The organism is Streptococcus sp. 1001283B150225_161107_H12, assembly GCF_015552665.1.
Classification (GTDB): domain Bacteria; phylum Bacillota; class Bacilli; order Lactobacillales; family Streptococcaceae; genus Streptococcus.
In genome coordinates this window covers 525,324-548,312 of record NZ_JADNFC010000001.1, presented here as the reverse complement: position 1 = coordinate 548,312, position 22,989 = coordinate 525,324, and the positions used below count along the sequence as shown (strand labels likewise).

The 22,989-nt window shown below is 39.6% G+C and carries 25 protein-coding genes; 6 read left to right on the top strand and 19 right to left on the bottom strand.

What is annotated here, in order from left to right; all coding sequences use genetic code 11:
* Positions 1–251: 251 nt before the first annotated feature.
* From I2C87_RS02515 to I2C87_RS02440, 16 genes are all read right to left on the bottom strand, one after another.
* Positions 252–953 carry an MIP/aquaporin family protein gene (locus I2C87_RS02515; protein WP_195323857.1) on the bottom strand — a complete coding sequence of 234 codons (702 nt, stop codon included), beginning with the start codon at positions 951–953 and terminating at the stop codon, positions 252–254.
* A 70-nt stretch (positions 954–1,023) separates the two neighbouring features.
* A complete protein-coding gene (glpO, locus tag I2C87_RS02510) occupies positions 1,024–2,850 on the bottom strand; it encodes a type 1 glycerol-3-phosphate oxidase (protein ID WP_195323856.1) in 1,827 nt (608 codons plus the stop codon).
* A 33-nt stretch (positions 2,851–2,883) separates the two neighbouring features.
* The gene (gene glpK, locus I2C87_RS02505; protein WP_195323855.1) at positions 2,884–4,392 is read right to left on the bottom strand and encodes a glycerol kinase GlpK; all 1,509 of its coding nucleotides are present in this window, start codon (positions 4,390–4,392) and stop codon (positions 2,884–2,886) included.
* 313 nt (positions 4,393–4,705) lie between these two features.
* A complete protein-coding gene (locus I2C87_RS02500; protein ID WP_195323854.1) occupies positions 4,706–6,142 on the bottom strand; it encodes a helix-turn-helix domain-containing protein in 1,437 nt (478 codons plus the stop codon).
* Positions 6,143–6,277: 135 nt separating this feature from the next.
* Entirely contained in the window at positions 6,278–6,949 is a 672-nt protein-coding gene (locus I2C87_RS02495; RefSeq protein WP_195323853.1) for an ankyrin repeat domain-containing protein, read from the bottom strand.
* A 207-nt stretch (positions 6,950–7,156) separates the two neighbouring features.
* Positions 7,157–7,912 (bottom strand): CPBP family intramembrane glutamic endopeptidase, encoded by a 756-nt coding sequence (locus tag I2C87_RS02490; protein WP_195323852.1) that lies wholly within the window; start codon positions 7,910–7,912, stop codon positions 7,157–7,159.
* Positions 7,909–8,664, bottom strand: coding sequence for a CPBP family intramembrane glutamic endopeptidase (locus I2C87_RS02485; RefSeq protein ID WP_195323851.1), 756 nt, complete (start codon positions 8,662–8,664; stop codon positions 7,909–7,911). Before I2C87_RS02485 ends, I2C87_RS02490 begins: the two co-directional genes overlap by 4 nt.
* A 61-nt stretch (positions 8,665–8,725) precedes the next feature.
* Positions 8,726–9,577 carry a CbrC family protein gene (locus I2C87_RS02480; RefSeq protein ID WP_195213807.1) on the bottom strand — a complete coding sequence of 284 codons (852 nt, stop codon included), beginning with the start codon at positions 9,575–9,577 and terminating at the stop codon, positions 8,726–8,728.
* Positions 9,578–9,644: 67 nt separating this feature from the next.
* A complete protein-coding gene (locus I2C87_RS02475; protein ID WP_195213806.1) occupies positions 9,645–10,034 on the bottom strand; it encodes a hypothetical protein in 390 nt (129 codons plus the stop codon).
* A gap of 53 nt (positions 10,035–10,087) precedes the next feature.
* On the bottom strand, positions 10,088–10,279 hold the full coding sequence (locus tag I2C87_RS02470) for a hypothetical protein (RefSeq protein WP_195213805.1): 192 nt from the start codon (positions 10,277–10,279) through the stop codon (positions 10,088–10,090).
* A gap of 53 nt (positions 10,280–10,332) precedes the next feature.
* Entirely contained in the window at positions 10,333–11,220 is an 888-nt protein-coding gene (locus I2C87_RS02465) for a DUF4300 family protein (protein ID WP_195213804.1), read from the bottom strand.
* Positions 11,221–11,449: 229 nt separating this feature from the next.
* Positions 11,450–12,172 (bottom strand): Ltp family lipoprotein, encoded by a 723-nt coding sequence (locus I2C87_RS02460; RefSeq protein WP_229046111.1) that lies wholly within the window; start codon positions 12,170–12,172, stop codon positions 11,450–11,452.
* Between the two features lie 152 nt (positions 12,173–12,324).
* Positions 12,325–12,636: a hypothetical protein gene (locus tag I2C87_RS02455; RefSeq protein ID WP_006597213.1), complete on the bottom strand. Its 312-nt coding sequence runs from the start codon at positions 12,634–12,636 to the stop codon at positions 12,325–12,327.
* A 324-nt stretch (positions 12,637–12,960) separates the two neighbouring features.
* Positions 12,961–13,578: an Ltp family lipoprotein gene (locus tag I2C87_RS02450; RefSeq protein WP_229046109.1), complete on the bottom strand. Its 618-nt coding sequence runs from the start codon at positions 13,576–13,578 to the stop codon at positions 12,961–12,963.
* Positions 13,579–13,712: 134 nt separating this feature from the next.
* Positions 13,713–14,252, bottom strand: a complete 540-nt coding sequence (locus I2C87_RS02445; RefSeq protein ID WP_195323849.1) for an RDD family protein — start codon at positions 14,250–14,252, stop codon at positions 13,713–13,715.
* A gap of 84 nt (positions 14,253–14,336) precedes the next feature.
* A complete protein-coding gene (locus tag I2C87_RS02440) occupies positions 14,337–16,085 on the bottom strand; it encodes a glycoside hydrolase family 13 protein (protein WP_195323848.1) in 1,749 nt (582 codons plus the stop codon).
* Positions 16,086–16,254: 169 nt separating this feature from the next.
* Between I2C87_RS02440 and I2C87_RS02435 the strand changes: the two genes are divergently transcribed.
* From I2C87_RS02435 to I2C87_RS02425, 3 genes are all read left to right on the top strand, one after another.
* The gene (locus I2C87_RS02435; RefSeq protein ID WP_195323847.1) at positions 16,255–16,845 is read left to right on the top strand and encodes a hypothetical protein; all 591 of its coding nucleotides are present in this window, start codon (positions 16,255–16,257) and stop codon (positions 16,843–16,845) included.
* Positions 16,846–17,036: 191 nt separating this feature from the next.
* Positions 17,037–17,207 carry a hypothetical protein gene (locus I2C87_RS02430; protein ID WP_195323846.1) on the top strand — a complete coding sequence of 57 codons (171 nt, stop codon included), beginning with the start codon at positions 17,037–17,039 and terminating at the stop codon, positions 17,205–17,207.
* 238 nt (positions 17,208–17,445) lie between these two features.
* Positions 17,446–18,465 (top strand): hypothetical protein, encoded by a 1,020-nt coding sequence (locus I2C87_RS02425; RefSeq protein WP_195323845.1) that lies wholly within the window; start codon positions 17,446–17,448, stop codon positions 18,463–18,465.
* A gap of 30 nt (positions 18,466–18,495) precedes the next feature.
* Here I2C87_RS02425 and I2C87_RS02420 read toward each other — a convergent pair whose 3' ends face one another.
* The 3 genes from I2C87_RS02420 to I2C87_RS02410 all read right to left on the bottom strand — a co-directional run bounded on the left by I2C87_RS02420 (position 18,496) and on the right by I2C87_RS02410 (position 20,281).
* The gene (locus I2C87_RS02420; protein WP_070586110.1) at positions 18,496–19,302 is read right to left on the bottom strand and encodes a hypothetical protein; all 807 of its coding nucleotides are present in this window, start codon (positions 19,300–19,302) and stop codon (positions 18,496–18,498) included.
* A 48-nt stretch (positions 19,303–19,350) separates the two neighbouring features.
* Complete coding sequence (locus I2C87_RS02415) at positions 19,351–19,545, bottom strand: hypothetical protein (protein WP_083307890.1); 195 nt, start codon at positions 19,543–19,545, stop codon at positions 19,351–19,353.
* A gap of 169 nt (positions 19,546–19,714) precedes the next feature.
* A complete protein-coding gene (locus tag I2C87_RS02410) occupies positions 19,715–20,281 on the bottom strand; it encodes a hypothetical protein (RefSeq protein WP_195323844.1) in 567 nt (188 codons plus the stop codon).
* Between the two features lie 341 nt (positions 20,282–20,622).
* Here I2C87_RS02410 and I2C87_RS02405 point away from each other — a divergent pair, with 341 nt between their 5' ends.
* Genes I2C87_RS02405 through I2C87_RS02395 form a run of 3 tightly spaced genes read left to right on the top strand, consistent with a single transcriptional unit; the run spans position 20,623 to position 22,966 of the window.
* Positions 20,623–21,441 carry a MerR family transcriptional regulator gene (locus I2C87_RS02405; protein WP_195323843.1) on the top strand — a complete coding sequence of 273 codons (819 nt, stop codon included), beginning with the start codon at positions 20,623–20,625 and terminating at the stop codon, positions 21,439–21,441.
* Positions 21,438–22,253, top strand: coding sequence for an ABC transporter ATP-binding protein (locus tag I2C87_RS02400; protein WP_195323842.1), 816 nt, complete (start codon positions 21,438–21,440; stop codon positions 22,251–22,253). Before I2C87_RS02405 ends, I2C87_RS02400 begins: the two co-directional genes overlap by 4 nt.
* Positions 22,250–22,966 carry an ABC transporter permease gene (locus I2C87_RS02395; RefSeq protein WP_195323841.1) on the top strand — a complete coding sequence of 239 codons (717 nt, stop codon included), beginning with the start codon at positions 22,250–22,252 and terminating at the stop codon, positions 22,964–22,966. Before I2C87_RS02400 ends, I2C87_RS02395 begins: the two co-directional genes overlap by 4 nt.
* Positions 22,967–22,989: the final 23 nt, after the last annotated feature.

Here is a 22,989-nt window from a genome sequence, read left to right as displayed (position 1 = left end):
ACATTTCTTATAGCTTGTTTTAAGTTAGAACGTACAAAGCTCTCTTTAGCTGATACAGTATTTTAAAAGAGGCTGGGACAAAAGTCCTAGCCTCTCAATTGTCTTTCGATTATCGAGCAAGACGCAGTGGTTGAGTGGGCTCTACTACGCTTATTTTATCAGCTTTTACAGCCCTACTCAACTGTGCGGAGGTGGGACGACGAAATCGAATTCTAACGAATTACCGATTTCTGTCCCACTCTCTTTCTTTTTTAAAACATTTTAAAGACTACTACTGCTAGTACTGCTCCAATGATTGGACCAACTACTGGGATCCAAGCGTAACCCCAGTCACCATCTTCTTTGTTAGGAATAGGAAGGAGGCTGTGCATGATACGAGGTCCTAGGTCACGAGCTGGGTTGAGAGCGTAGCCTGTAGTTCCACCGAGAGACAAACCAATCCCTACAATCAAGGTACCAACGGCAAAGGTACCAAGTCCTGCTTGAAGGTCATAAAGACCAAGCACAAAGATCGTTAATAGCAAGACAAAGGTTCCAAGGATTTCACTGATGAGGTTTGAAGTAGTATCCTTAATTGCTGGACCAGTACTGAATGTTCCAAGGATATTACCAGGATTTTCTTCTGCTAGGTAATGCGGTTTGAACTGTAACCAGACAAGGACTTGCCCTACCATGGCTCCAGCGAATTGAGCGATGATATAAGGAATGACAGATGCCCAAGCTAGTCCACCATTAAGAGCAACCCCAATTGTTACTGCAGGGTTCAAATGGGCCGGACTTAACTTACCAGAGATGAAGGCTGCGACAGCCACCGCAATCCCCCAACCAAGGGTAATGACGATCCAACCTGAGTTGTGGCTTTTCGTTTTTGGAAGAACCACTCCTGCTACAACCCCATTTCCCAGAAGAATCAGGATTAAGGTCCCTAAAAATTCACCAAATAATTCTTTCATATGATTTAATTCTCCATTATAAAGAGGGGTAGGTTAGACAGTCTTCTTTCCAACCCCTCTTTTGTTTTTCTTAATTTTTTAATGCTGCCAAGTCATTGTTTTCCAAAGCGACTTGTAAGTCTTTGCGGTAGCCAACTTTTTCTTCTTCTGACCATTCATAGAAGCGGCCCATTTCATCCAAAACAGGTTCGATAATCGCATCTAAGCTATCCCGCATGAAGAGCATGTGATTGGTACGACGAAGGAGGAAGTCAACTGGGCTAAGTGCCAATTCATTGCGCATTGCATAGTGAAGTGACAAGGTATCAGCCAAACTCAATCCAGGTGCCTGTTCCACGCTATGAGCAAGGGCGAAGACCTTAGGTGCATTGGAACCATATAGGTTAGCTAGGTAGTGAGCTTCCTTGCTGTCCAAGCCACGAGATACTCCTAGTTGAGCAAAAGCTTCAATTTCAGAATCCACGTTTGTTGGGTTAATTTCGCCACCAGATACTGGGTAGGTCTTAGAGTTGATTAACTTAAACTGACGGTCGAACTCTTCCTTAAGAATGTTCAAGGCACGCTCCATAGCCCCTTCAGCCATCTTGCGGTAGTCTGTAATCTTCCCACCAGCAAGGGTCAAAAGACCATTGTCATCGCGATCCAGGCTTGATCCACGAGAAACAGCAGATGGATCCAAATGTTTTTCAGAAGTGCTGCCTTCCAAGTGGCTGATTGCTGACTCAACATCTTCACGCGATTTTTCTTTAGAAAGATAGCCTTCAACTGTTGCAATCAAAGCGTTAAAGCTTTCATCACTGATAGTTCCGTTGTTTCCACCATTGTAGTCAGAAGCACTGTTTCCTGAGATCAAAGGACGGAGGCCAGCCCAGCTACTTTCGATGTCATCAATAGTGATGTGAGCTTCTGGGAAGCGGTTATTTACGATTCCTAACAAGTAGTCAACATCTTCTTGGGTTACTTTAGGATGCTCTAAGTCACCTGTGTAGTCTGTATCGGTTGTTCCAAAGTAGGTTTTGTTTTCACGTGGCAAGACGAAGACCATACGACCGTCTCCAAGACCAGTGTCAAAATAGACTGGTTGAGAAACTTTGATCTTACTTGAGTCTACGACCAAGTGCACACCCTTGGTTGGACGCATTTGTGAATGCTGCTCTCCATTATTTGAGAGATTACGCACTTTATCGCTCCAAGGTCCAGTTGTATTAATCACCAAACGAGCCTTGATTTCAAAAACTTGATCAGTCAAGAGATCACGCGCCACTACACCTGAAATCTTACCAGATTCATCAAAGAGGAATCCTTCTGCTTTTACGTGATTGGCAATGAGAGCCCCATCTTGGTTGGCACGTTTGATATTTTCAATCACCAAACGAGCATCGTTATTACGGAAGTCTAGATATACCCCACCACCGACAAGACCTTCTTGTTTCAACTCAGGCTCACGAGCCAAAACTTCTTCCTTGGTCAAAACCTTGTTGGCAGCTGGTGTATTGCTGACACCTGCCAAGAGATCATAGAGGTCCATGGCTACCTTGAGACGGAAGAGGCTAAAAGTTGCCCCATCTTCATCATAGACTGGTAAGAGCATTGGATCTGGTTTTGGAATATGAGGAGCAATTTGTTGAACTACTGCACGTTCTGATACCGTATCTGATACCACTTCTACGTCAAATTGTTTGAGGTAACGAAGTCCACCGTGGACCAATTTTGTTGAACGGCTAGATGTCCCTTCCGCAAAGTCCTGCATCTCAATCAAACCAGTTTCAAGACCACTTGCCGCTGCCTGCAAGGCTACCCCAGCACCTGTGATCCCACCCCCGATAATCAAAAGATCCAGGGTGCGTTCTTGCATTTTCTTAATCGATAATTCACGAGTTTTCTTTGAAAATTCCATAATTCTTCACTTTCTATCCTACTGAAGTCTTGTCTAGTCTTCAATTTCTGCAAAGAGTTGGGTAGCTTTAACAGCTTTCTTCCATCCCTTGTAGAGTTGTTCTTTACGAGATTCGTTCATAGAAGGCTCAAATAGTTCACCAGTTGCATTGAGTTCTTTCAATTCATCTAGGTCTTTCCAGTAGCCGACTGAAAGCCCAGCAAGGAAGGCAGCACCCAAAGCTGTTGTTTCCAAGTTTTTGGCACGAGCGATATCAATACCGAGAATATCCGCTTGGAACTGCATCAAGAAGTTATTCATAGCTGCTCCACCGTCTACTTTAAGGACTTGAATAGCCGTCTTGGCATCAACCTGCATAGTATCAATAATATCCCGTACTTGGTAAGCGATGGATTGAAGAGTCGCCTTGATAAAGTCTTCTTTGGTTGTTCCACGGGTCAAGCCAAAGACAGAACCACGAGCATTTTGATTCCAGTATGGTGCTCCTAGACCTGTGAAGGCCGGTACCACATAGACTTCATCGTTGTTGTGAGAATCACGCGCATATTGTTCAGATTCAGGTGAGTTTTCCACCATTCGAAGACCATCACGAAGCCATTGAATGGCACTACCCGCGATAAAGATGGAACCTTCCAAAGCGTAGTAGACTTTACCATTGATTCCATATCCAATGGTAGTTAACAAGTTATTTTCAGATAACTGCATCTCTTCACCTGTATTCATGATGATGAAAGATCCAGTACCGTAAGTATTTTTGACCATACCTGGTTCGAAGGCCAACTGTCCAAAGAGGGCCGCTTGTTGGTCACCCGCCATACCAGAGATAGGCACTTCTCCACCGTAGAAATGGAAAGGAGCTGTTTTTCCATAGATTTCAGAGTTGGAACGCACTTCTGGAAGCATAGCCTTAGGAATATTGAGGATTTTCAAAATCTCATCATCCCATTTTAGGTCTTTAATATTGTAGAGCATGGTACGAGCAGCATTTGAATAGTCTGTTACGTGAGAAGCTCCGTCTGTCAACTTCCAAACCAACCAAGTATCGATGGTTCCAAAGAGCAATTCTCCTTTTTCAGCCCGTTCTTGTGCTCCTTCTACATGATCCAAGATCCAGCGAATCTTAGTTGCTGAGAAGTAGGCATCAATGACCAAACCTGTTTTTTGGTGGAATTTTTCGACATACCCTTGGCTCTTAAGCTGTTCAGCTAAAGGAGCTGTTTGGCGAGACTGCCAGACAATGGCGTTGTAGATTGGAAGGCCGGTATTCTTATCCCAAACAACAGTTGTTTCGCGTTGGTTGGTAATTCCGATAGCTTCGATTTGTCCAGGCTTGATGCCACTTTCGATAAAGGCACCAGCGATAACAGACTGAACAGAATTCCAGATTTCATTTGGATTGTGTTCAACCCAACCAGCTTGAGGGAAAATTTGCGTGAACTCTTTTTGGCTAGAGCTTACTTTTTCTCCTTTTTTATTGAAAATGATGGCTCTTGAACTTGTTGTTCCTTGGTCAATGGCCATAATGTATTTTTCTTGTGACATGAACTGTCCTCCTGGGAAAAAGAAATATTCTTTAGGAGACGTACTCCTTACATTGTCTAGTATACAAAATAAACCGCTTTCATGTTCATCAATTTTTTTAAGAATTTTAAAAAAGTTGAGTAGATGGATTCAGAACCCTTGTTTCATAAGGATTTTTTAGACTTACAAATAATGAAATTTTTAGAAAAATCTAATAAAAAAGCTAGGCAGAACAATTCGTTTAGAATCTGTTCTGCCTAACCTCAAATTTTTAATTACTACTAATTCAGCTCAATAATATCGTAAAAGTCTCATCAAGCATTGAATATCTTTATTAACCTTCTTCTTGGTAGATCATCTGGCGAATATTGGCTAGATCAATCATATCTAAATCATATTTTAAATAATAGACAGGAATCCGCTGGGTAAGGTTAATCGGATTGTTGGTCACGATCAAATCGTAATCTGAAGCTGGATCAAAGGCTTCAATGGTAATAAAACGATTATACTCTAAGTAGCGCTTGAGGACTTCTGTCATCCGTGTATAGCCTAAATAGCCCACTGTTAAGTCTAAGCCGATCTTAATTTGTCTCCCACTATTTTCTGCGATATAATCCATTAACTGGAGCCACTCCCACTTGATTTTTTTATCCAGAGCTGTTCCTTGGCAAAAGATCGGAAGTTTGCTGAAGATAGTATCTGCTACTTCTCTATAATCATGACTACTAAAGACATAAGGATTGTGGCTTTCAAGTTGGTACTTATACTTGTCTTGAAGAAGGTAGCCTGTAAAAAGATAAACCTGCCCACAAATTTGGCTCAATTCATAGGTCACTGGACCCTCTATATACTCTCCTAAAAGCTTCTGCGTTTTCATCTCTTGAATGAGCTGCGTAGTCAAAGCCCCAATCTCTCCCCCAAAGCCTAAGATGTACTCCATAGTATGAAGCGGAAGGATCCGATGGGTGACAAGGAAAGCAAAGAGGACCAACATCTCTCCATCATCATGACTAAGGGCAATGTGTCTCCCAGAAAAGAGCTGGTCTACTCGACGAAACAAGCGTTGGTAAAAAATGTTGTCTGTATAGCCCTTCATCTTCTGTTCAATTTCTCGGAACTGACAGGCATTGACCTTTAGTCGTTGCTGGGTAATGTGAGACCAGAGAACAAAATCCAAGCGTTGGCCTTGAGACAACTGGGCACCACACACCTCCTCTAAGGTTGCAATTTCAGTTTGTCTTTCTTTCCTGTTCAGTTCTTGTTTCCAGTCTGCACTAGCCCAAACTTTTCGTAACAAGCCAAAATAAAAATAACGAATTTTATGTTCAGGTCCTTTCAAGCGCCCATTTTGAATTGAAAATGAAAACTCAGTTAATAATTTATTCAAGCCCGAAATATGACGCCCTAATGTCGCTTCACTAATCAAGAGCTCCTGAGCTAATTGTTGAGCTTGAAATTGGCCATGATAAAGTAAATAGATCAATAGTTGGTACTTGATAGCATTGTCCAAAAAAGCCCGCCGAATGTCCCGCCCCTTGGTATCCGAACCTACAAGAAGGCGAAGATTTTCATCTTCTACCTCAATGAAAAGGGCCAGCTGATTCTTTTGGGCCTTGTCATTAATCAGTGCAAGATATTTGTTCAAGGTTGCTTTGGAAAATTCCGTCTCAGCCATCACTTCTGACAGACTACTTGGGGAATGCTGTTGCAGATGTGACAAGATTAAAAACTGTCCACCCTCACTTTTTTCCATTAAATCAGCTAAATGCATTTTCAGAAAACCCTTCCATTATTCTATCTTTAGAGTACCATAATTTGCCCAAAAGAAAAAACAATCTGTTTCTATCCTCATTATAATAAACAAAAAGAGCCCTAAGGCTCTTTTAACTAGTAGTTCAAATGCTTATCAAGATCTGCTCTGATCTAAGCGATTTAAGAATTCCATGGTTGGGCTGTCCTGGTAAAGTTCTTTGAGAGGGATCTTATAATAGGCAGAAATTTCGTCCGAAGTCACACCGTAACGAATCAGGAGATTATAAATACGATTTAAATCATGACGTAATTCCTCCGTGATGAGGACATTATCTCTTGTTTCTTTTGTTTTCCAAGAATAAGATGGCAGAACTTCTTTGGTTTCTATTAAGATAGTTTGTAATAAGGTTCCCCCATGACTATTCTTCTGAGAGATATCTGCCCCAAGTTCCAACATTTTCTCGAAAACCTTGAAAGACTGGTCCGCCTTTTCCTTAGACGAATGCATTTCATATTGGCCTTTCCAACGTTTGATCATGCGCCTGCAGTCAAATACAGCTCTTCCACCGGCTGTTTGGATGACCGGTTGACAAAATGGATTCAGCTCTGTCGGCTCTTCAATAAAGTTAAGATTTGCCCCTCTATCAATGAGTAAGTCTGCAATATCTAGATGTCCCGATTTGATAGCGACTTGAAGAAGGGATTGCCCTTGATCTCTTTTGGGTTTGTCACCCGAAACAGCATTGACTTCTTCTGGATTTTTATCCAATATCTGACGGACGGCCTCTAGATCTCCTCTTCGCAACAACTGAAAAGTTTTTTGCATGGTCTTTCCCCCTTGAATGATTGATAAGGATCAGACTGTGTTAATACGATGATCCTATCTCTAAGTTCTTCGTTAAACTAATTATATCATTTTACAGACTCCTCTATGAAGTACTATATGATGGAATACGTTATTAGCTAAAAAGTTTTATTTTATCATCTGATAAAAAAGAAAACCTCCCACCGAAATTAGATGAGAGGTACAACTCTATTTCTCTGATTTTCGAATAGCCACTAGCCAAGAGGATACTAGAATTTCGAAAATAACTAGAAGGATAATCTGAGGAAGAGAGCTCTGTACCAGCATGAGGACAGCTAGACTATCAATCAGCATATGGGCAAGGATACAAGGAACAGCTCCTTTCGAGTACTCCTTGAGCGCTCCAAATAGGAAAGTATTCCCTAAAATCATCAGGTAAAAGATGAGGTAGTTGGACGAACCTGCTGTAATCCAAGGGAGTTGATAGATAGGAATATGCCAGAGGAACCAGACAATGGAAAGAAGCATCATTTTAGGTATAAAGTGCTTACTAAAGGAAAGATGATCTTGTAAAAACCAACGCCAACCGACTTCTTCTAGACCGCCATATAATAAGGTCCAAGGGAAGTATAGGAAGAAGGCCAAGAGGGAGTTCCCAGTAAAGCGAACGTTCATAAGCAGGATGGAGATCCCATAATAGATGACGGGGATGAAGAAAGCTAGGATCCAAGATAGGGAACTTTCTTTTTGAAGAAAGACCTTTTTGAAAAATTCACCCAAGGAGTTGACTTCACTCAACACCAGAGAAAAGACAGCCGCCACAATCATGGGAATCAAGTTCATTAGGATAAACAGTAGTGAGGCACCCATACTACTTCCATCCGGGAAAAACCAAAGGATAACTTGCCCCACTATAAAAGTAGCAAGGAGGGCAGTCAGTGCATACCAGATAGCGACTGATTGTTTTGAAATAAATTTGCTCATTTTTCCTCCTTTACAGTTATATACTTCTTTCTTGCAATCATAATTGCTAAACAAATAATAAGAATTTTACTGACTAGAGATAGCCATACCTCTTCATTCACTATCATCTGAGACAAGGAATTGATACAGGCATGAGTCATGACACAGAGCCATAAATTTTTCGTTTTATGATACAAGGCCGATAAGATAAAGCAATTAGTTAGCAGACCTACTAGAAACGGAAGCAACTGAATGACAGCTAAAGAACCATCAATGTAAAAGTAAAAAAGATGCCAGCTAGACCAGGCTAAAAAGGTGATAAAAGTAGCTGAAAGATAAGGTATTCTTTCCTCCAAAGTTGGTTGAAAGAAATAACGCCAGCCAATTTCTTCAATCCCACCAAAAAGAAGGGCCTTGAAAAAGAGCACCACTGGCAAGACCAACGATTGAGTGGTAATCTTACCACCTAAGATAAAGGGGAAAAAGTCGAGTAGCAAGAAAACAAGCACCAAACAATAATTTGCTAAACTGTCTTTGACTTGAAAAAAATCTTTGAGAAGTTGTTTAAAACTAGATTGATGGTAACTAATGCTTGCAATACTGCCCCACAAAGCTGATGACAAACCACCTACAATAACAGCAATGCTCCCCATTGGTGATGTAAAATCAACCTTGACTCCTCCTACTCTTAAAAACCAAACCAGAAGGCTGACTCCTAATACTTGACCAAAGGTTCCTAACAAATACATAGATAGGGCTTGCTTTCTACTCATTCGTGATTCCTTTTCTATTCTTTCATCTAGTTCATGACTCTATTAGATTTGGAGCATCCTACTAATCCGCATCGACCCAAAGATGGTATTGTTCACAATGGAGACATCGAAAGAGATAGCCACACATAGAACCATCCTTGACTAAGTATTCAGCCACATCCTGAAATTCATCACGCTCCTCATATTCTTCCAAAACTCGCTCTGCAATGCCCATCTCTTCCAGTTCACGAGTGCCAACTGTCCCCATATAGGCACAGTAGTCTTGGCAACAGGAGAGCCAATATTCGCCCTGCCAGCTACTATAACCTGGAGTTTGACAGAAGAGGATCTGGTCTTTTTCCTTATTCATGACCCCTTGCCAATCAGCATCTTGGATAAACTCTGCTTCAAACTTTTGGGCAGCACGACCAGTAGAAATACAAGTTGGACAGAGATGTCTTAGCTCTTCTACACAATAAGGTCTCAAAGCATAATAGACGGTGTGGTCTTCCCCACACGAAGGGCAGGTCTTAGGCTCCCCTTCCTTAAAGGAACCCGTCGCTAGTGGATCCGGATGATAGCGGAAGGTTGGCAATTCACTGACTTTCTCCTTATGAGGCTTTTTTTCTTTTTCGGTCAAGGGACGAGAGAGAGCAAAGCGATCTCCATGACTTAGACTCATCTTTTCTAAGGTGAAAAGTTTCTTTACTTGCTTGCGATCAGACTTGTCTACTAACTCTGAGAAGAGAGCATAGGCACTGGCATACAAGCCCAACTCCTGATACACATCCACCAAGACCTGCTTAGCTTCTGGAGTTTCCTGTACGGTCAGCCAATCTGCAAATTCATAGAGAGCCAGCACGCTGGATGAATCCTTATCTTGCGCTTGGAACTGCTTTTTTAAGTAGATATATTCTTTCATAGAATCGTTCATAGAATTGCTCACTTTCGTTTTTACAGAGAATCAAATCCTAGTTTTGTTTCCTTCAGGTGATTGTATTCTAGCGTTGAAAATGTACTTTAAACCCATACTTACCAGCATTTTGCTTGAGTTTTTCAACCAACAGTTCATTCCGCTTGCTTTTACCGAAAAAGAAGGGAATGGTCTTTCCATTTCTGAGTTCGATATAGAAAGCATAGCGACTCCCACCACCAGCGCGACCACGGAGCAATAAGTAGGTTATCTGCTTCATCTCTTTCAATGGGATCATACGACGGCAGAAACACAAAGGCACATGAATGTAGAAGATGCCATGGTTAATATGGAAGGGCGCAAAGAAGGGACCACCACTACGTCGGCTAGCCAACCAGCGACGAACGAATAACGTAATGCTGAAGAAGCCAATAAAACCAACACTTAACAATACTGGTCCTGATCCCAAATTTGCCATTCCATTTCTCCCTCCATAAATTCTAAATACACAGTAAAATTGTTGACTTGGCCTTAATCAGTATGCTTTTTAGTCTTGGTTAATAAGATGATGATACCCACTAAGAGAAGAATTCCAAATCCGAAAGCAACTAGTTCTAAATCTTTTAATCCTTCAATAAAGGGTAGGACATACATACTTGATTCTACTAATAGAAAACCGATAAGAATAAGGGCTAGAGCAAAGAAGCTCCGTTTTTTATTCATCTTTAGCTCCTTTCCTTAGCTGGAATTCCATCAAACTTAACTAGCTTGAAATTCTATTTGGTTTCAACCCATTTTTCATTGTCCATGATAAAGGGCTTAGCCAGACCTTCACCCGTGTAATCTTGGTATTTGGTCTCCAAGTATTTGTAGACATCTTCTTTGGTTGCAAACTTAATGGCTTGGTAGGGCTCTTCAAAGGTTAGCTTTTCGACAAAGAGATAGCCGTCCTTAGCAGGCACCAAGACACCGACGTGCCCGACAAAAAGCGTGTTGCCATCTAGGTTATCATGAACGATGACAGAAAGCATGCGCGCATTTTCATTGAACTTGAAATTGGCAAAATACTCTTCCATCTTCTTGGCATGGACCTTGACATCTGTTGTCGCCTCAGTCGGAACCCGTGAATAGAGAATGTTAAAGGCTTCCTTGTCTGCCTCATCGAAGACCTTGCCTTTGTCAATAGCATCATTATCCACGAACAAGAGTTCACTATCCGCTTTCATCTTAGGAATCTCGATACGATTCTTTAGCAAGGTATAGCTATTGATCCGGCAGTTGGTCCCGACGAAATCGCCCTTCTGCTTGGTCCACAAGTCACTAATTTTTTCTACATTGTAGTCTGTTTTCTTGAACTTGCTGAAGTTACCCGTCAAACCGACCGAGCCGACAATGCTATCATAGTCCGTTACTAGACCCAGAAACTTGTCTACACTTTCCTGATCCAAATAAGCAGACAAGAGAGCCCGCACTTCTTCGACGCTTTCCTTGCTATTAAGGTTGCTGTAAGTTCCCTTGTAGTGCTCCTTGTCTGAAATGGACTGCTGAACAGTAGAGCTCTCCTGCTTTTCCTTGGATTGCTTTTGATTGGTCCCACAAGCCGCTAAAGCAAAGATCGCCAAAGCACAGCTAGTAAGGAGCATGAATTTTTTAAATGGTTTCATAAACTGGTTCCTTTTCTATATACTAAGATGTTTTGTAACATTGAATCGTGTTTTGTAACATCATTCATTTCTTCTTCCTATCGAATCTCCTTATCCTATATTATAGTTTAAAACTGACTTAGCTCCAACTATTTTTCACGAATTAAGGAAACTTTATAAGTAGCAAAAAAGAGCTGGCAGACTATCCAGCTCTTCAATATGTTACAAAAATCAAAATTAAAATTATTGTTTAATTCGACCAATCTATTTTGGCATGTTCTATTGCGTACTCGGCTTCCTCTTGAGTAAATTTTTTGTTTTCAACAAGTACTTCTAACATCTTTTCTTTCGAAATCTTGGTACCGTTTGCATAAGATTCCGCTTCTTTCATAGCGTCCTCCTTCCAATCGAAATTAACATGTTCTACAGCATAATCAGCCTCTTCTTGAGTAAATAGTTCAACATTTATAAGTTGCTCAACTAATTTTTCTTTTGAATAATGAAACTCTTGATAATATTTTGCTCTTAAAAGTGCTTGCTCTTTCCAGTCAATATTAAGCTTATTGATAGCGTACTGGGTAGCATCCTCTGAATATCTTCCAAACCTTGTTAAATCTTGTTCAATTTTCTGTTTCGATAAATGAGATTTTTCTGACAAAAAGAGAGCTTTTACATATGCATCTGTATATTCATTTGATTTTTTATAATCATAATACTTCGTACTAGAACTTGAAGTAGAGTATTTTTCATAATCATAATACTTGGTACTAGAACTTGAAGTAGAGTATTTTTCAACTGGATAAGTTACTCTTGATCCTGAACGTGAACTTTTCCATTCATTATAACTTCTTTGATAACTATATACCATAATAGCTATCCATCCTACGAACAATCCAAACATCGCAAAAATAAATATCAAAAATTTTTTCATAATGAATACCTTTACTTGTTTTTCTTCAATGGAATCTTTCATCCGTCTGGAACTGCTTTCATTAGTATTATATCATGAAATATTCTTCTTTTTTATTTACTAGTGTAAAAGACTTTATACTAGTAAATAAAAAAGCGACTGCAATATTTCAACCGCAATCACTCGTTCAATTGTGAGATAAAAATAATAAAGGATTATTTAATCTTGTGTTTGTTCATCTTTTCTTCAAAGACTTCCGTCATAATGACTCGCAATTCTTCCCGTTCTTTTTCAGGAAGGTCTCCTTGGCGCTTGGCCACAGCATAGAGTTCAGGATAACGCATAGCCACACGTTCGATCGTCTTTGTTGTCGCATGCCCTCTGACAAAGAAAGGGATACGCTTAATCCATTCTTGCGGTACAAGAGCAAGCAACTTCTTGGCTGCTTCTTTATCCGAAATCTCAGCAGTGCTCAAACCTTGGTTGATTTGTTCTTGTTCTTTTTCTGTAAAATCTTTTAATTCCATAGCAAACTCCTCATTTGTTTATCTAAGGCCACATTATACACCTATGTAGAGGAAAGTACAACTAAAGGAGCCGAAAAATAGAGGAAAGGCAAGTCATCCCTCACTCTATCTCTTAGTCGTTAAATCTTATGAAGTATATTAATTTCTGATTTACTTTAGAACACCTTCCTTTTGTTTTAAGTGAGAATCACTGTTCAACTAGCGATTATAGATAATAATCGTGTTTTAATCATCATCATGCCACTTTTTATTAATTTTCTATCCTAGTTATTTTAGATTCATTAGACTCTTTTAGGTTCTTCAGATCAACACTAGAACTATTGTTTAATTCGACCAATCAATTTTAGCATGCTCTATTGCGTACTCGGCTTCCTCTTGAGTAAACTTTTTGTTTTCAACAAGTATTTCTAACATCTTTTCTTTCGTAATCTTGCCACCTCTTACATAAGATTCCGCTTCTTTCACAGCATTCTCCTTCCAATCGAAATTTACTTGTTCTACAGCATAATCAGCCTCTTCTTGAGTAAATAGTTCAACATTTATCAGTTGCTCAGCTAACTTTTCTTTTGAATAACGATACTTTTGAAGTGATTTTGCTGCTAAAACAGCCTGCTCTTTCCAGTCTATATTAAGCTTATATACAGCGTACTGGTTAGCGCCTTCAGAATAATTATAAATCTTTATTTTATCTTTGATAGCCTGCATCGAAATAGGAGAATCCGCTGACAGATTTTTAGCTGTTTCATATGCCCTTTTAAATTCTTTTTCTACTAAAGTTGGAGAAAAAAGTTTTTTAACAAGCAAATTAAATAATAATTCGAAATTATCATTATATTTATCAATTGGATTAGAGTATTTTTCTACAGGATAAGTTTCTTTTGTCCATGAATAACTCGAATGATTATGAGCATTCTCATAAGCTCTATAATAACTACTTAACATAAGAGCTATCACTCCTACCATGGATACTAAAATTGCAAAAATAAATATCAAAAATTTTTTCATCATGAATACCTTTAGTTTTTTTGCCTAATTAATTTGGTTATTTGTTCTTATCGACAACCAAAAATTTCATCCTAGTCACCTTTTAGTTGGACTTGCGTATGGGCTAGCAAGTCTCCTAGATGCCTCTTATCTTTCCGAAACATCGTCATTGCCAGTAGCAAAACTGCGAGTAGAGTAGCCGAAATAGAAAGGATAATGGATAACATATCAAAATCACTATAGAAGCCATGAATCGTGCCCATATGACCGAGTTGCCAAGGTAAAAATTTGATGACATTTCTAATCAAGCTTGCCTGCACTGTTTTTTTCTGGTAGACCAGTTCAAGTCCCGCTTTTGCCTTCCCAAAACTGCCATTTTTTGCATAATCCAAAAAGGTGAAAAGGAGCGTGATTGGCAAAACAGAGGTGAAAAATACAAGCCACTGTGACTGAATTTCTGTAAACTCTGGGACGCCATTAAAAAAAATAATGTAAATAAGCATCGAACCTAAAAACAGAAGTACTAAATAAGCTAGAATGAAAAGATAATCAAACAGAAATTCTGTCATTCTTTTTTTAAACGAAATAGGATTGATTGCTAATATCTTCATCACTGTCTCCCCCTTTCTCATCTCCTATTATAATATAAGGGTGCGAATAAAGATACTATTTATAAAAAGAAGCCCGCAATCTCTCTATTCCAGGCTTCTTTCTTACTAATCTTCTCTATAAATAACAAATCCATTTGGTTGGATGGTTAATTGTTCACCAGAGATGTTCCCATGGCTGATCAGATCAGCTTGTCCTCTTTCTATGACAAAGGCTTTCTTGGAGTGGTTAAAGTAGGCTTTGAGCATGTTACCTTCATGCTGCCATTCTACTGCCACCACATCCGGCTCCACTTCTTCTAGACTCACTTTACCATGTTGGATTATTCCTGCCACTTCTTTTCGGAGCTGGATCAAGTCCTTCATAAAATTCAGCATGTCATTGTCTTCTGACACGCGCTCCCATGGCATGACACGCCGGCAATCCGGGTCTGGTCCGCCGATGAGGGCTAGCTCCGTCCCATAATAGATACATGGCGTTCCGCGTTGCAGATAGAGGAAGGCGAGGGCAGACTTGACGGACTGGAGATCCCCTTTGGCTGTTGTCAGGATGCGCTCTGTATCATGGGAGTCCAAGAGGTTGAACATGACCTCAGAGATCTGTTGCCTGTAGTACATAGACTGGCTATTGATCTCCCAAATGAAGCGTTGCGTCTCCTTATGCCCACGCAGGAAATAATCCTTGATACTCTCAGAGAGAGGATAGTTCATCACCGCATGGAACTCATCACCATTAAGCCAAGGTTGAGACGAATGCCAGATTTCCCCGAGGATATAGAGGTCTGGCTTCTTGGCCAAGACCGCCTTACGGAAATCTCGCCAGAATTGATGGTCGATCTCATTGGCCACATCCAGGCGCCAAGCATCGATATCAAACTCTTCAATCCAGTATGTCGCAACCTTCAAGAGATAGGCCTTAACCTCTGGATTAGCTGTATTGAGTTTAGGCATATAGCCCGCAAAGGCAAATGCATGGTAGGTTAAGTCACGATTGTTCCAGAGATTATCCGTCTCAACTGGGAACTCTTTGATGTGAAACCAGTCCTTGTAAACTGAATCTTCTCCGTTTTTGAGCACATCCTGCCATTGGGGTGAATCATAGCCGATATGGTTGAAGACGGCATCCAGCATAATCTTCATCCCACGCGCATGGGCCTCTTTCACCAGCTGGCGGAAGGTCTCTTTATCACCAAAATGTTGATCGATTTTAAAGTAATCGATGGTATCGTATTTGTGGTTGCTCGGCGATTCAAAAATCGGACAAAGGTAGAGCCCTGTAATCCCTAACTCCTGCAAGTAGTCCAAGTGATCGATGATCCCCTGCAAATCTCCACCAAAGAAATCCAAGATTTGAGGGGAAATAGACGCATCCCAAGGGCGGACGCCTTCTGGGGAAATGGCTTGATTCCCATTGGCAAAGCGCTCAGGAAAAATCTGATACCAAACTGTCTGAGCTACCCAATCCGGTACGGCGCAACCATCAATCTCATGGATAAAAGGAAGCTTAAAGCCATTCATGACGAAGTCCAGATTCTCCTTGGTGTAGGCTGCCACACCCCGGTCTCCGTACAAGATCTTCTTTCCCGCTGTGTCCTCTAATTCAAAGAGATACTGGATCCGAGCATGGCCAACAAATACCGACACTTGCCAATAATCAAAGAGGTCGTCGGTCGTCACCTTTTCCATTTTCTTGGTTGCCTCATATAGATCTTCTATAAAAATAAAAGGATCCCCATAGTGCAAGACAATCCGTTTGATATCCTCTTTCTTGGTTCGGATGCAAATGTGGAGCTGGCCGTCCTTATAAAGATAGGCATACTCCGATTCAGGCCGATGATAAATCGCTGTTAATTCCATCTGTCTCGTCTCCTACTTTTCTTTCTCATCATTCATCAATTTATGCAAACGATTACACAAAATCATGTTCTAGTATACAACTTTAGAAAATGCTTTGCAAGTCAAATGAGATTGAACAAATTCGTCCATCTATGCTAAAATAGACCTATTATAAATATAAGGAGTTTCTATGCAGAAAGAAATTAAAGGCTTGTACACCATTTATGGTATGTGGTTGTTTTTCGGTATCATTGGGATGATTTTTATCTCATTCAACCTACCGAGAGCTCTTCAGGAAAACGATACAGTTGGGATTGTCTTTTCAATCGTATTCGGTATTATCTTCTTAGCCATGATTCTTGGATTTGGCCATTTAATCAGAGTCGCACCAAAAAAAGTGCAAGAAAAATACCAGGATATCTTCAACCACTATCCAGAACTGGAAGAAAACGTGGAATTATTCAAAGAGAATGCGACTGCTGTCGATAAACTGAACCAACTCTACCTTTACCGCGAAGCTATCTTCAATACACAATATGGACGATTCGTTAATCCTATCTTTCTCAATGAAATTCAGGCACTCGGGGTTCGAATCAAGTGGGTCCGAAACGGAAAGGTACGTTCAAAGAATCTCTTCTTACTTTCTAGAGAGGGAGAGAAAGAATTCGAGTTCGATTTAGGTATGGTTACACCTGTAAAATATGAACAGTTAATCCTCTTCTTACATGCTGTAGTAGATGTCAAACCAGATCTTGAGTTCTTCAATGAAGTTGAAGATTAATTGGCAAAAAGTTATTCATTAGTTCTGCTTTTCATTAAAGCTCGTCACACAAAAAAGCCCTACAGGGCTTTTTTATATGCTTAAATCCTAGCTTTATTCTTTAGATGTATGCCTCTTTCCAAGATTCAGTGCTTGCTCTTCTGACATTTCGATTACATTCGCAAAATTAGTGTTTCTCGGCATATTATCCTTTGAATACCAATAAACATCCGCATTTCCATTTCTTGCCACATAAACTACTGGAGCAAGTTGACGACTTGGTGCAGCAGGCTCGACTGGCTGAACTGGTTGCGCAGCTTCTACTGATTGACTCGGTTGAGGAGCTTGACTTGGTTGCGTATCTATTTGTCGATATCTATTAAGATATCATGACTATCAGCGGAATCTTCGGCAAAATCTAACAAGTCTTCTTCCTCATTAGAAAGTAGCTTAATTGTTTTAATTCATCGTCTGGTAAATACTGATAATTGGCAATCATTCCCATGATTTTTCTCCTTTGAATCTTGTAGGATATACTGATGTTTTTAGCTCTATTTCTATAGAAAATGCTATAATGGACCTAAGAAATTGTTTTATTGAATGTTAAATAGGGGGATAGTAATGTTCACTAGTATTGTTTTGGGTTTTTATGCTCTTTTCTTTCTATCCTTGTCCTTTACTATCTATCTCTATATTAGACTTGTAGTTGCGGTTAAAAAAGGCAAAGACATTCCCAAATGGATTTATAAACTTGGTCATGCTGTTCAAGGAAGAATTCACGTTGACTATGAAGAAATCACTGATGCTAACGCCCTTAAAGAGATTCATTGGTTCTTACTGATCTATTTAATCGTAAATCTACTCGTATTGGCTGGTTTCTACTATCATGTTAATAGCTTTCCTCAAGCCATTTATGAATGTTTGAAAAAACAATTTTTCATCGTACTTGTTAGTATGGTTTTAAAAAGTCTTGGAAAATTTGTTGTACTAGCTATAAGAAAAAACTTTCATAACAGTCATGTTTATGCATCAACCAATTCTTTTATCGGGACAGCTTTTTTAACGAGTTATGTTTTTATGTTTTGCATGATGATGAGTGGCCTTCCAGCTCAACCAGTTCCCGTAACCATTCAAGATACCACTGTCATCATCGGTGAAACCAAGGCTTCCGAGCTTTTAGACCAAGGCTATACCTTTGGAGATAAAGGCGCAGAGAGTTCCATCACCAATCCCAAAAACGACCACTTCTACTACGGTCAGCTTCTTGAAGTCAAGCGGGATGATCAGTCCTGTGGCTTTATGAGCCTTACTCCTACGGGAAGAGATACTGATCAACTCAAAAACTGCGTCATCACCTATTACAGAACACCTAAGGATAGCAAGCAACTAGAAAAAATTTCCATCAATCATGTCAAGCTAGCAAATCTCAAGCTCCAAGATTTTCAAACACGAAAATTAATCGATATCTTTGAAGTCAATCCAGCTGATTATAACGTCTCTGATAAAGATACCAACTTTATCCTAACCATCCAAACAGCAGATTACGACCTCTGGAAAAGATACCGGATTGAATCCAAGTTCAATTCAGATGGTTCGATTGATAGCTATGGAGTCAGAGCCCAGCATAGCATGTGGGAATGATTCACCATTTCCCCCTTTATCACATAAGTATTAAACTGGAAAAATATCGTCGACAAGTTTATAGGTTTCGATGAATCGAAGGCCAGAGGAACCTTTATCTCTAGTGATTTCTTCATAAATATCTTCTAAATTTTGGGCAGGTGCCAACATCCAAAGACTAAAAGGTCTAAGTTTCACCTGTCCAATTTTTTCAATATTTTCTAATAATTGCCCTAAATCTTTGTGATTGAACCAGCAATCTGTAACGAGAGCAAACTTTGTATTGTCCATCTTACAGGAGATTTGACTGGTCAAAAAATCATCGATGGAGGGCTTTTTGGTTTGTAAGAGGCGTGTGCAAGCCAAATGATACTCAAGCTTTCTAGGACTCTGCTCCACCATAGATACAAAGACAAGACCATACTCATCTTGGAACTTAACAGTAAGGAGATCTCCTTCTTCAAAATAAGGTTTACGTTTAGTTTTGGCTTTAGTGACCTTTAGAGGTCTAGGATTTTCAGTTTGCAAATGGATAGCAAGATTATCCAAGACCTTTTGCCTTTGCTTCAAAGCCTTTGAATCTATTTCCAACCAAAATGGATCAGCCCCTTTTTTGATAAGCTCCAAGGTTTTATCTCTGATATCGTCTGTCAGGTGACCAATCTTCCACAGTGAGTAGGCAAGAGCAGTCCAATAAATTTCTGTAAAAAAGTCTGTTTGACAGTAATCTTTCTCCGCATCGAGGATATCCTTGATAATATTGGCTACATGATCACCATCTCTATAGCGACCAACTACCTCATTGTAAATGTCATACCCTTGATCACTGTCAATGATTTTAACGCCATCAATTGCCATTCTCAACTCCTAATGCTCAATCGACATCTTATTGATAAATCTCAAAGCTTATTTAATCTTATGCTTGTTCATTTTCTCTTGGAAAATATCTGTAAGAATTTGTTGCAATTCTTGAGCTTCCTTTTCAGGAAGTTGGCCTTCTTGTTCAGCTACTGCATACAACTCCGGATACTCGAGCGATACTCTCTTAACAGTATGTGTAATAGCATGTTTTCTAACAAAAAATGGAATCCGTTTAATCATATCTTGAGGAATTAATGCGATAATCTTATTTTACAAGATAGGTTTTCCTGATTTCCATTTTTATGATAGATATTTCTCCTTAAGAAGCTAGATAGTGCTAGATGTTTCTCTTTACTGCTCAATCCGTCTACTCAAGCAGTGGCATAAACTCACAAAGAACTTTGTTTGACTATTGAATATCTTCCATCGCTTCTTTCACATATTCTTCGACATCTTCAATCTCTACAAACAGCGGGTCTAAGTGGCATAAGAAGTGCCAATCTTCGGTGCCGCATTTTCTGTAGAGAATCGCTTCGCCGTCTTCACTTCCGAAAAAGCTTCTGTCAACTTCATACCCTTTGTTTTCTAGGAATATTTTTGCCTTGCGGAAGTTTGCTTCTCGTGCTTCGACATAAGCTTTCACTTCATCGTTATTCACGACATATGCTTCTACTTTTGTAGCTCCTTCGATCATTTTATCGTTTTTAACGGATAGATTCGAAATTTCTTTCCAAATAATGTCCACATTTTCCTCAGAATTAAACGAAAATCTAGATAAAGGGACAATATTTCCATTGAAGACAATCTCCATATAATCCGGTAGATTTTTTGGATTAAAATACTCCACAACAAAACTATCTTCTTTTTCTAAAGTATATCCCGGGATTTGCGCTACAAAGGCTCTTCCCTCTTCTAAAGAATCAAACACGACTAAATCTTTTGAATAATTGTTTTGGTAAAATTCTAATAGATACATCATTAATCCTTTCAATATTTAGATAGAAGATAGTTTTTTAGCAAACTAATATACTCAACACGTGAGGATAGAGATTCAAGCATTCTTTTTACTAAATAGGATTGATTGCTAAAAATTTCACCAGCTTACCTCCTCTTGTCTCATCCTCAATTATAACACGTTTCCACTCACATATCAGATATTTATTATTGGACCAAATAACCTTTTGAAATAGAAAACAAGCTCACCAATTCATCAAGTCTATATTTTTTATGAGATTCTTCATTAATGCTAAAAGATTTACAGTTTAAATTTTATTAAAACTCCTTGTTCATGACGTTACGTAACGATGTATAATAGGTATGAGGAGGGGAGTAATTATGGCTAAATATAGAGCAATTCCGGAAGGATTTATGACAGTTGGGGAACTTGCTAAGAAAATGGGCGTTACCATCCGTACTCTACAATATTACGATAAAGAGGGGATACTTTCTCCATCGGCAGAAAGTGAGGGAGGTCGCAGGCTTTATACCGATAAAGATATAGTGCTACTCCATCAGATTCTATCTTTAAAATCACTGGGCTTTTCTCTCAAGGATATAAAGAGCCGTTTGATCTCTTTAAAAACACCTGATGATGTTGCTAAAGCTCTTACGGAACAGGCAGATGTTCTTCGTAAAAATATAGAACAACTTAAGGATTCTTTGATCGCAATAGAGCAGTTAAAGGTAGAAGTTTTACAAATACAAACGGTCAATTTAAAGAAATATGCAGACATTATTGTCAATCTACAGATGAAGAATGACTCCTACTCTCTCATTAAGCGCTTTGATGATGATACGCTCGACCAGATACGCAGTCGATTTGACAAGAAAAGCGGACAAGACTTTATGGATAGGTTGAACCGCCTAAGTGATCAAATCGTGGAGCTTCAAAAAGAAAACGTGCCAGTTGAAAGCGAACAAAGCCAGCAGGTTGTGCAAGAATACTGGAGCTTGATTATGGAGTTTACAAATGGTGATATGAGCATGCTTCCGAAGTTGATGGAGGTTGGGAATATTGATACCGCCTCAAACGCTTGGGAAGAAAAGCAAAAAATCGTTAATGATTATTTAGGGCCTGCTTTACAAGTCTATTTTTCAAGGCTTGGAACCAATCCCCTTGAGGAGGTAGAACCATGAAAAACGCGATAGAGGTTTCTGGATTAAAGAAAAGTTATGGTAGCAATATGGTTCTTAGAGGTCTCGATTTTCAAATCAAACAAGGAGAAATCTTTGCTCTGCTCGGAGTGAACGGAGCTGGTAAAACAACCACGCTTGAATGTATCGAAGGTCTGAGAAAATATGATGAAGGCACTATAATTGTAAACGGGAAAACCGGAATTCAACTACAGTCCTCCTCTCTACCCATCCACATCAAACCGATGGAAGCCATAAAGCTCTTTGCAAAATGGAATCATACATACATTGATGATGCTATGCTAAAGGCCCTTGGCATAAAAGAAATGAAGGAGTCGCAATACATAGAATTATCCACCGGTCAAAAAAGAAGATTACATCTTGCTCTTGCACTTATCAGTAATCCGGATATTATTTTTCTCGATGAACCGACAGCGGGACTTGATGTTGAAGGAAGACTATCCCTCCATGAACAAATCCGAAAGCTCAAATCACAGGGCAAGACAATTGTTTTGGCAAGCCACGATATGGCCGAAGTTGAAACCTTATGTGACCGCATTGCTATTTTGAATAGTGGAAAGATTGTCTTTTGTGGTACTCCTTCAGAACTGACAGACAGGTTGGGAAGAAAATATTTCATCCATTTAAAGACCCAGGACGGAGAGAAATCTTTTGAAACAGATACGATCGAGGACACTTTGATTTCATTATTGGAAGAATGCAAACAGAAACATATCCAAATACTGGATATTAAGGTGGATCGTGGCACACTGGAGCAGCATTTCATCGAAATGGCAAGGAGGGGATCGGAATGAAAGGATTCTTATATAGCCTAGCATTACAGTGGAAATTGGACATACGAAGTAAGTCTCTCTTGGTTACTTACTATATTGTACCGCTTATTTTCTTTCTTCTCATGGGTGGTATTTTTACTTCCGTTATGCCTGAAATGGGTAGTACACTCATACAGTCAATGATTGTCATGAGTGTTTCCATGGGGGCCTTTCTCGGCTTACCGCCTTCCTTGATTGAAACATACGGAAGCGACATAAAAAAGATTTATAAAGCAAATGGTGTTCCTATTCACTTAGGACTGGTGACCATGGTTCTCTCTGCCTTTGTTCATTTGATAATGACCTGCATGGTGATCCTACTACTTGCTCCAATTTTATTTAACGCAAGTCTACCGAATCAACTTCCCCTATTCTTTCTCGCGCTTGCCATCTACATTTTTGTATCGTTGAGTATCGGAAGTATACTGGGCCTTACTGTAAAAAATCAAGCAAAGCTGACCATGATAGCGCAACTTGTCTTTTTACCCTCAATTATGCTCTCAGGAATCATGTTTCCTAGCAACTTACTACCTGATTTTCTTCAAGCAATCGGGCGTCTTTTCCCAGCCTTTTGGGGATTCCGATTGATGGTCAATCATGGTTTTGGTCTTGAAAATCTTTGGTATCTGATTCTTGTATCCTGTATTGCAGTAATATCCTGTATCCTCCTCTTGAATCAGCAAAAAACTAACTAGGTGCCTGAATAAATCCATAGCAA

What these genes read in the sequence shown, in the direction of transcription:
- I2C87_RS02405 (WP_195323843.1), top strand. Translation starts at nt 20,623, where the DNA reads ATGAGGAGGGGAGTAATTATGGCTAAATATAGAGCAATTCCGGAAGGA.
- I2C87_RS02460 (WP_229046111.1), bottom strand. Translation starts at nt 12,172, where the DNA reads ATGAAAGATTCCATTGAAGAAAAACAAGTAAAGGTATTCATTATGAAA.
- I2C87_RS02450 (WP_229046109.1), bottom strand. Translation starts at nt 13,578, where the DNA reads ATGTTAAGTAGTTATTATAGAGCTTATGAGAATGCTCATAATCATTCG.
- I2C87_RS02445 (WP_195323849.1), bottom strand. Translation starts at nt 14,252, where the DNA reads ATGAGAAAGGGGGAGACAGTGATGAAGATATTAGCAATCAATCCTATT.
- I2C87_RS02435 (WP_195323847.1), top strand. Translation starts at nt 16,255, where the DNA reads ATGCAGAAAGAAATTAAAGGCTTGTACACCATTTATGGTATGTGGTTG.
- I2C87_RS02475 (WP_195213806.1), bottom strand. Translation starts at nt 10,034, where the DNA reads ATGGCAAATTTGGGATCAGGACCAGTATTGTTAAGTGTTGGTTTTATT.
- I2C87_RS02500 (WP_195323854.1), bottom strand. Translation starts at nt 6,142, where the DNA reads ATGCATTTAGCTGATTTAATGGAAAAAAGTGAGGGTGGACAGTTTTTA.
- I2C87_RS02410 (WP_195323844.1), bottom strand. Translation starts at nt 20,281, where the DNA reads ATGTATCTATTAGAATTTTACCAAAACAATTATTCAAAAGATTTAGTC.
- glpO (WP_195323856.1), bottom strand. Translation starts at nt 2,850, where the DNA reads ATGGAATTTTCAAAGAAAACTCGTGAATTATCGATTAAGAAAATGCAA.
- I2C87_RS02485 (WP_195323851.1), bottom strand. Translation starts at nt 8,664, where the DNA reads ATGAGTAGAAAGCAAGCCCTATCTATGTATTTGTTAGGAACCTTTGGT.
- glpK (WP_195323855.1), bottom strand. Translation starts at nt 4,392, where the DNA reads ATGTCACAAGAAAAATACATTATGGCCATTGACCAAGGAACAACAAGT.
- I2C87_RS02465 (WP_195213804.1), bottom strand. Translation starts at nt 11,220, where the DNA reads ATGAAACCATTTAAAAAATTCATGCTCCTTACTAGCTGTGCTTTGGCG.
- I2C87_RS02495 (WP_195323853.1), bottom strand. Translation starts at nt 6,949, where the DNA reads ATGCAAAAAACTTTTCAGTTGTTGCGAAGAGGAGATCTAGAGGCCGTC.
- I2C87_RS02455 (WP_006597213.1), bottom strand. Translation starts at nt 12,636, where the DNA reads ATGGAATTAAAAGATTTTACAGAAAAAGAACAAGAACAAATCAACCAA.
- I2C87_RS02415 (WP_083307890.1), bottom strand. Translation starts at nt 19,545, where the DNA reads ATGATTAAACGGATTCCATTTTTTGTTAGAAAACATGCTATTACACAT.
- I2C87_RS02515 (WP_195323857.1), bottom strand. Translation starts at nt 953, where the DNA reads ATGAAAGAATTATTTGGTGAATTTTTAGGGACCTTAATCCTGATTCTT.
- I2C87_RS02395 (WP_195323841.1), top strand. Translation starts at nt 22,250, where the DNA reads ATGAAAGGATTCTTATATAGCCTAGCATTACAGTGGAAATTGGACATA.
- I2C87_RS02480 (WP_195213807.1), bottom strand. Translation starts at nt 9,577, where the DNA reads ATGAACGATTCTATGAAAGAATATATCTACTTAAAAAAGCAGTTCCAA.
- I2C87_RS02490 (WP_195323852.1), bottom strand. Translation starts at nt 7,912, where the DNA reads ATGAGCAAATTTATTTCAAAACAATCAGTCGCTATCTGGTATGCACTG.
- I2C87_RS02440 (WP_195323848.1), bottom strand. Translation starts at nt 16,085, where the DNA reads ATGGAATTAACAGCGATTTATCATCGGCCTGAATCGGAGTATGCCTAT.
- I2C87_RS02400 (WP_195323842.1), top strand. Translation starts at nt 21,438, where the DNA reads ATGAAAAACGCGATAGAGGTTTCTGGATTAAAGAAAAGTTATGGTAGC.
- I2C87_RS02425 (WP_195323845.1), top strand. Translation starts at nt 17,446, where the DNA reads ATGTTCACTAGTATTGTTTTGGGTTTTTATGCTCTTTTCTTTCTATCC.
- I2C87_RS02470 (WP_195213805.1), bottom strand. Translation starts at nt 10,279, where the DNA reads ATGAATAAAAAACGGAGCTTCTTTGCTCTAGCCCTTATTCTTATCGGT.
- I2C87_RS02420 (WP_070586110.1), bottom strand. Translation starts at nt 19,302, where the DNA reads ATGGCAATTGATGGCGTTAAAATCATTGACAGTGATCAAGGGTATGAC.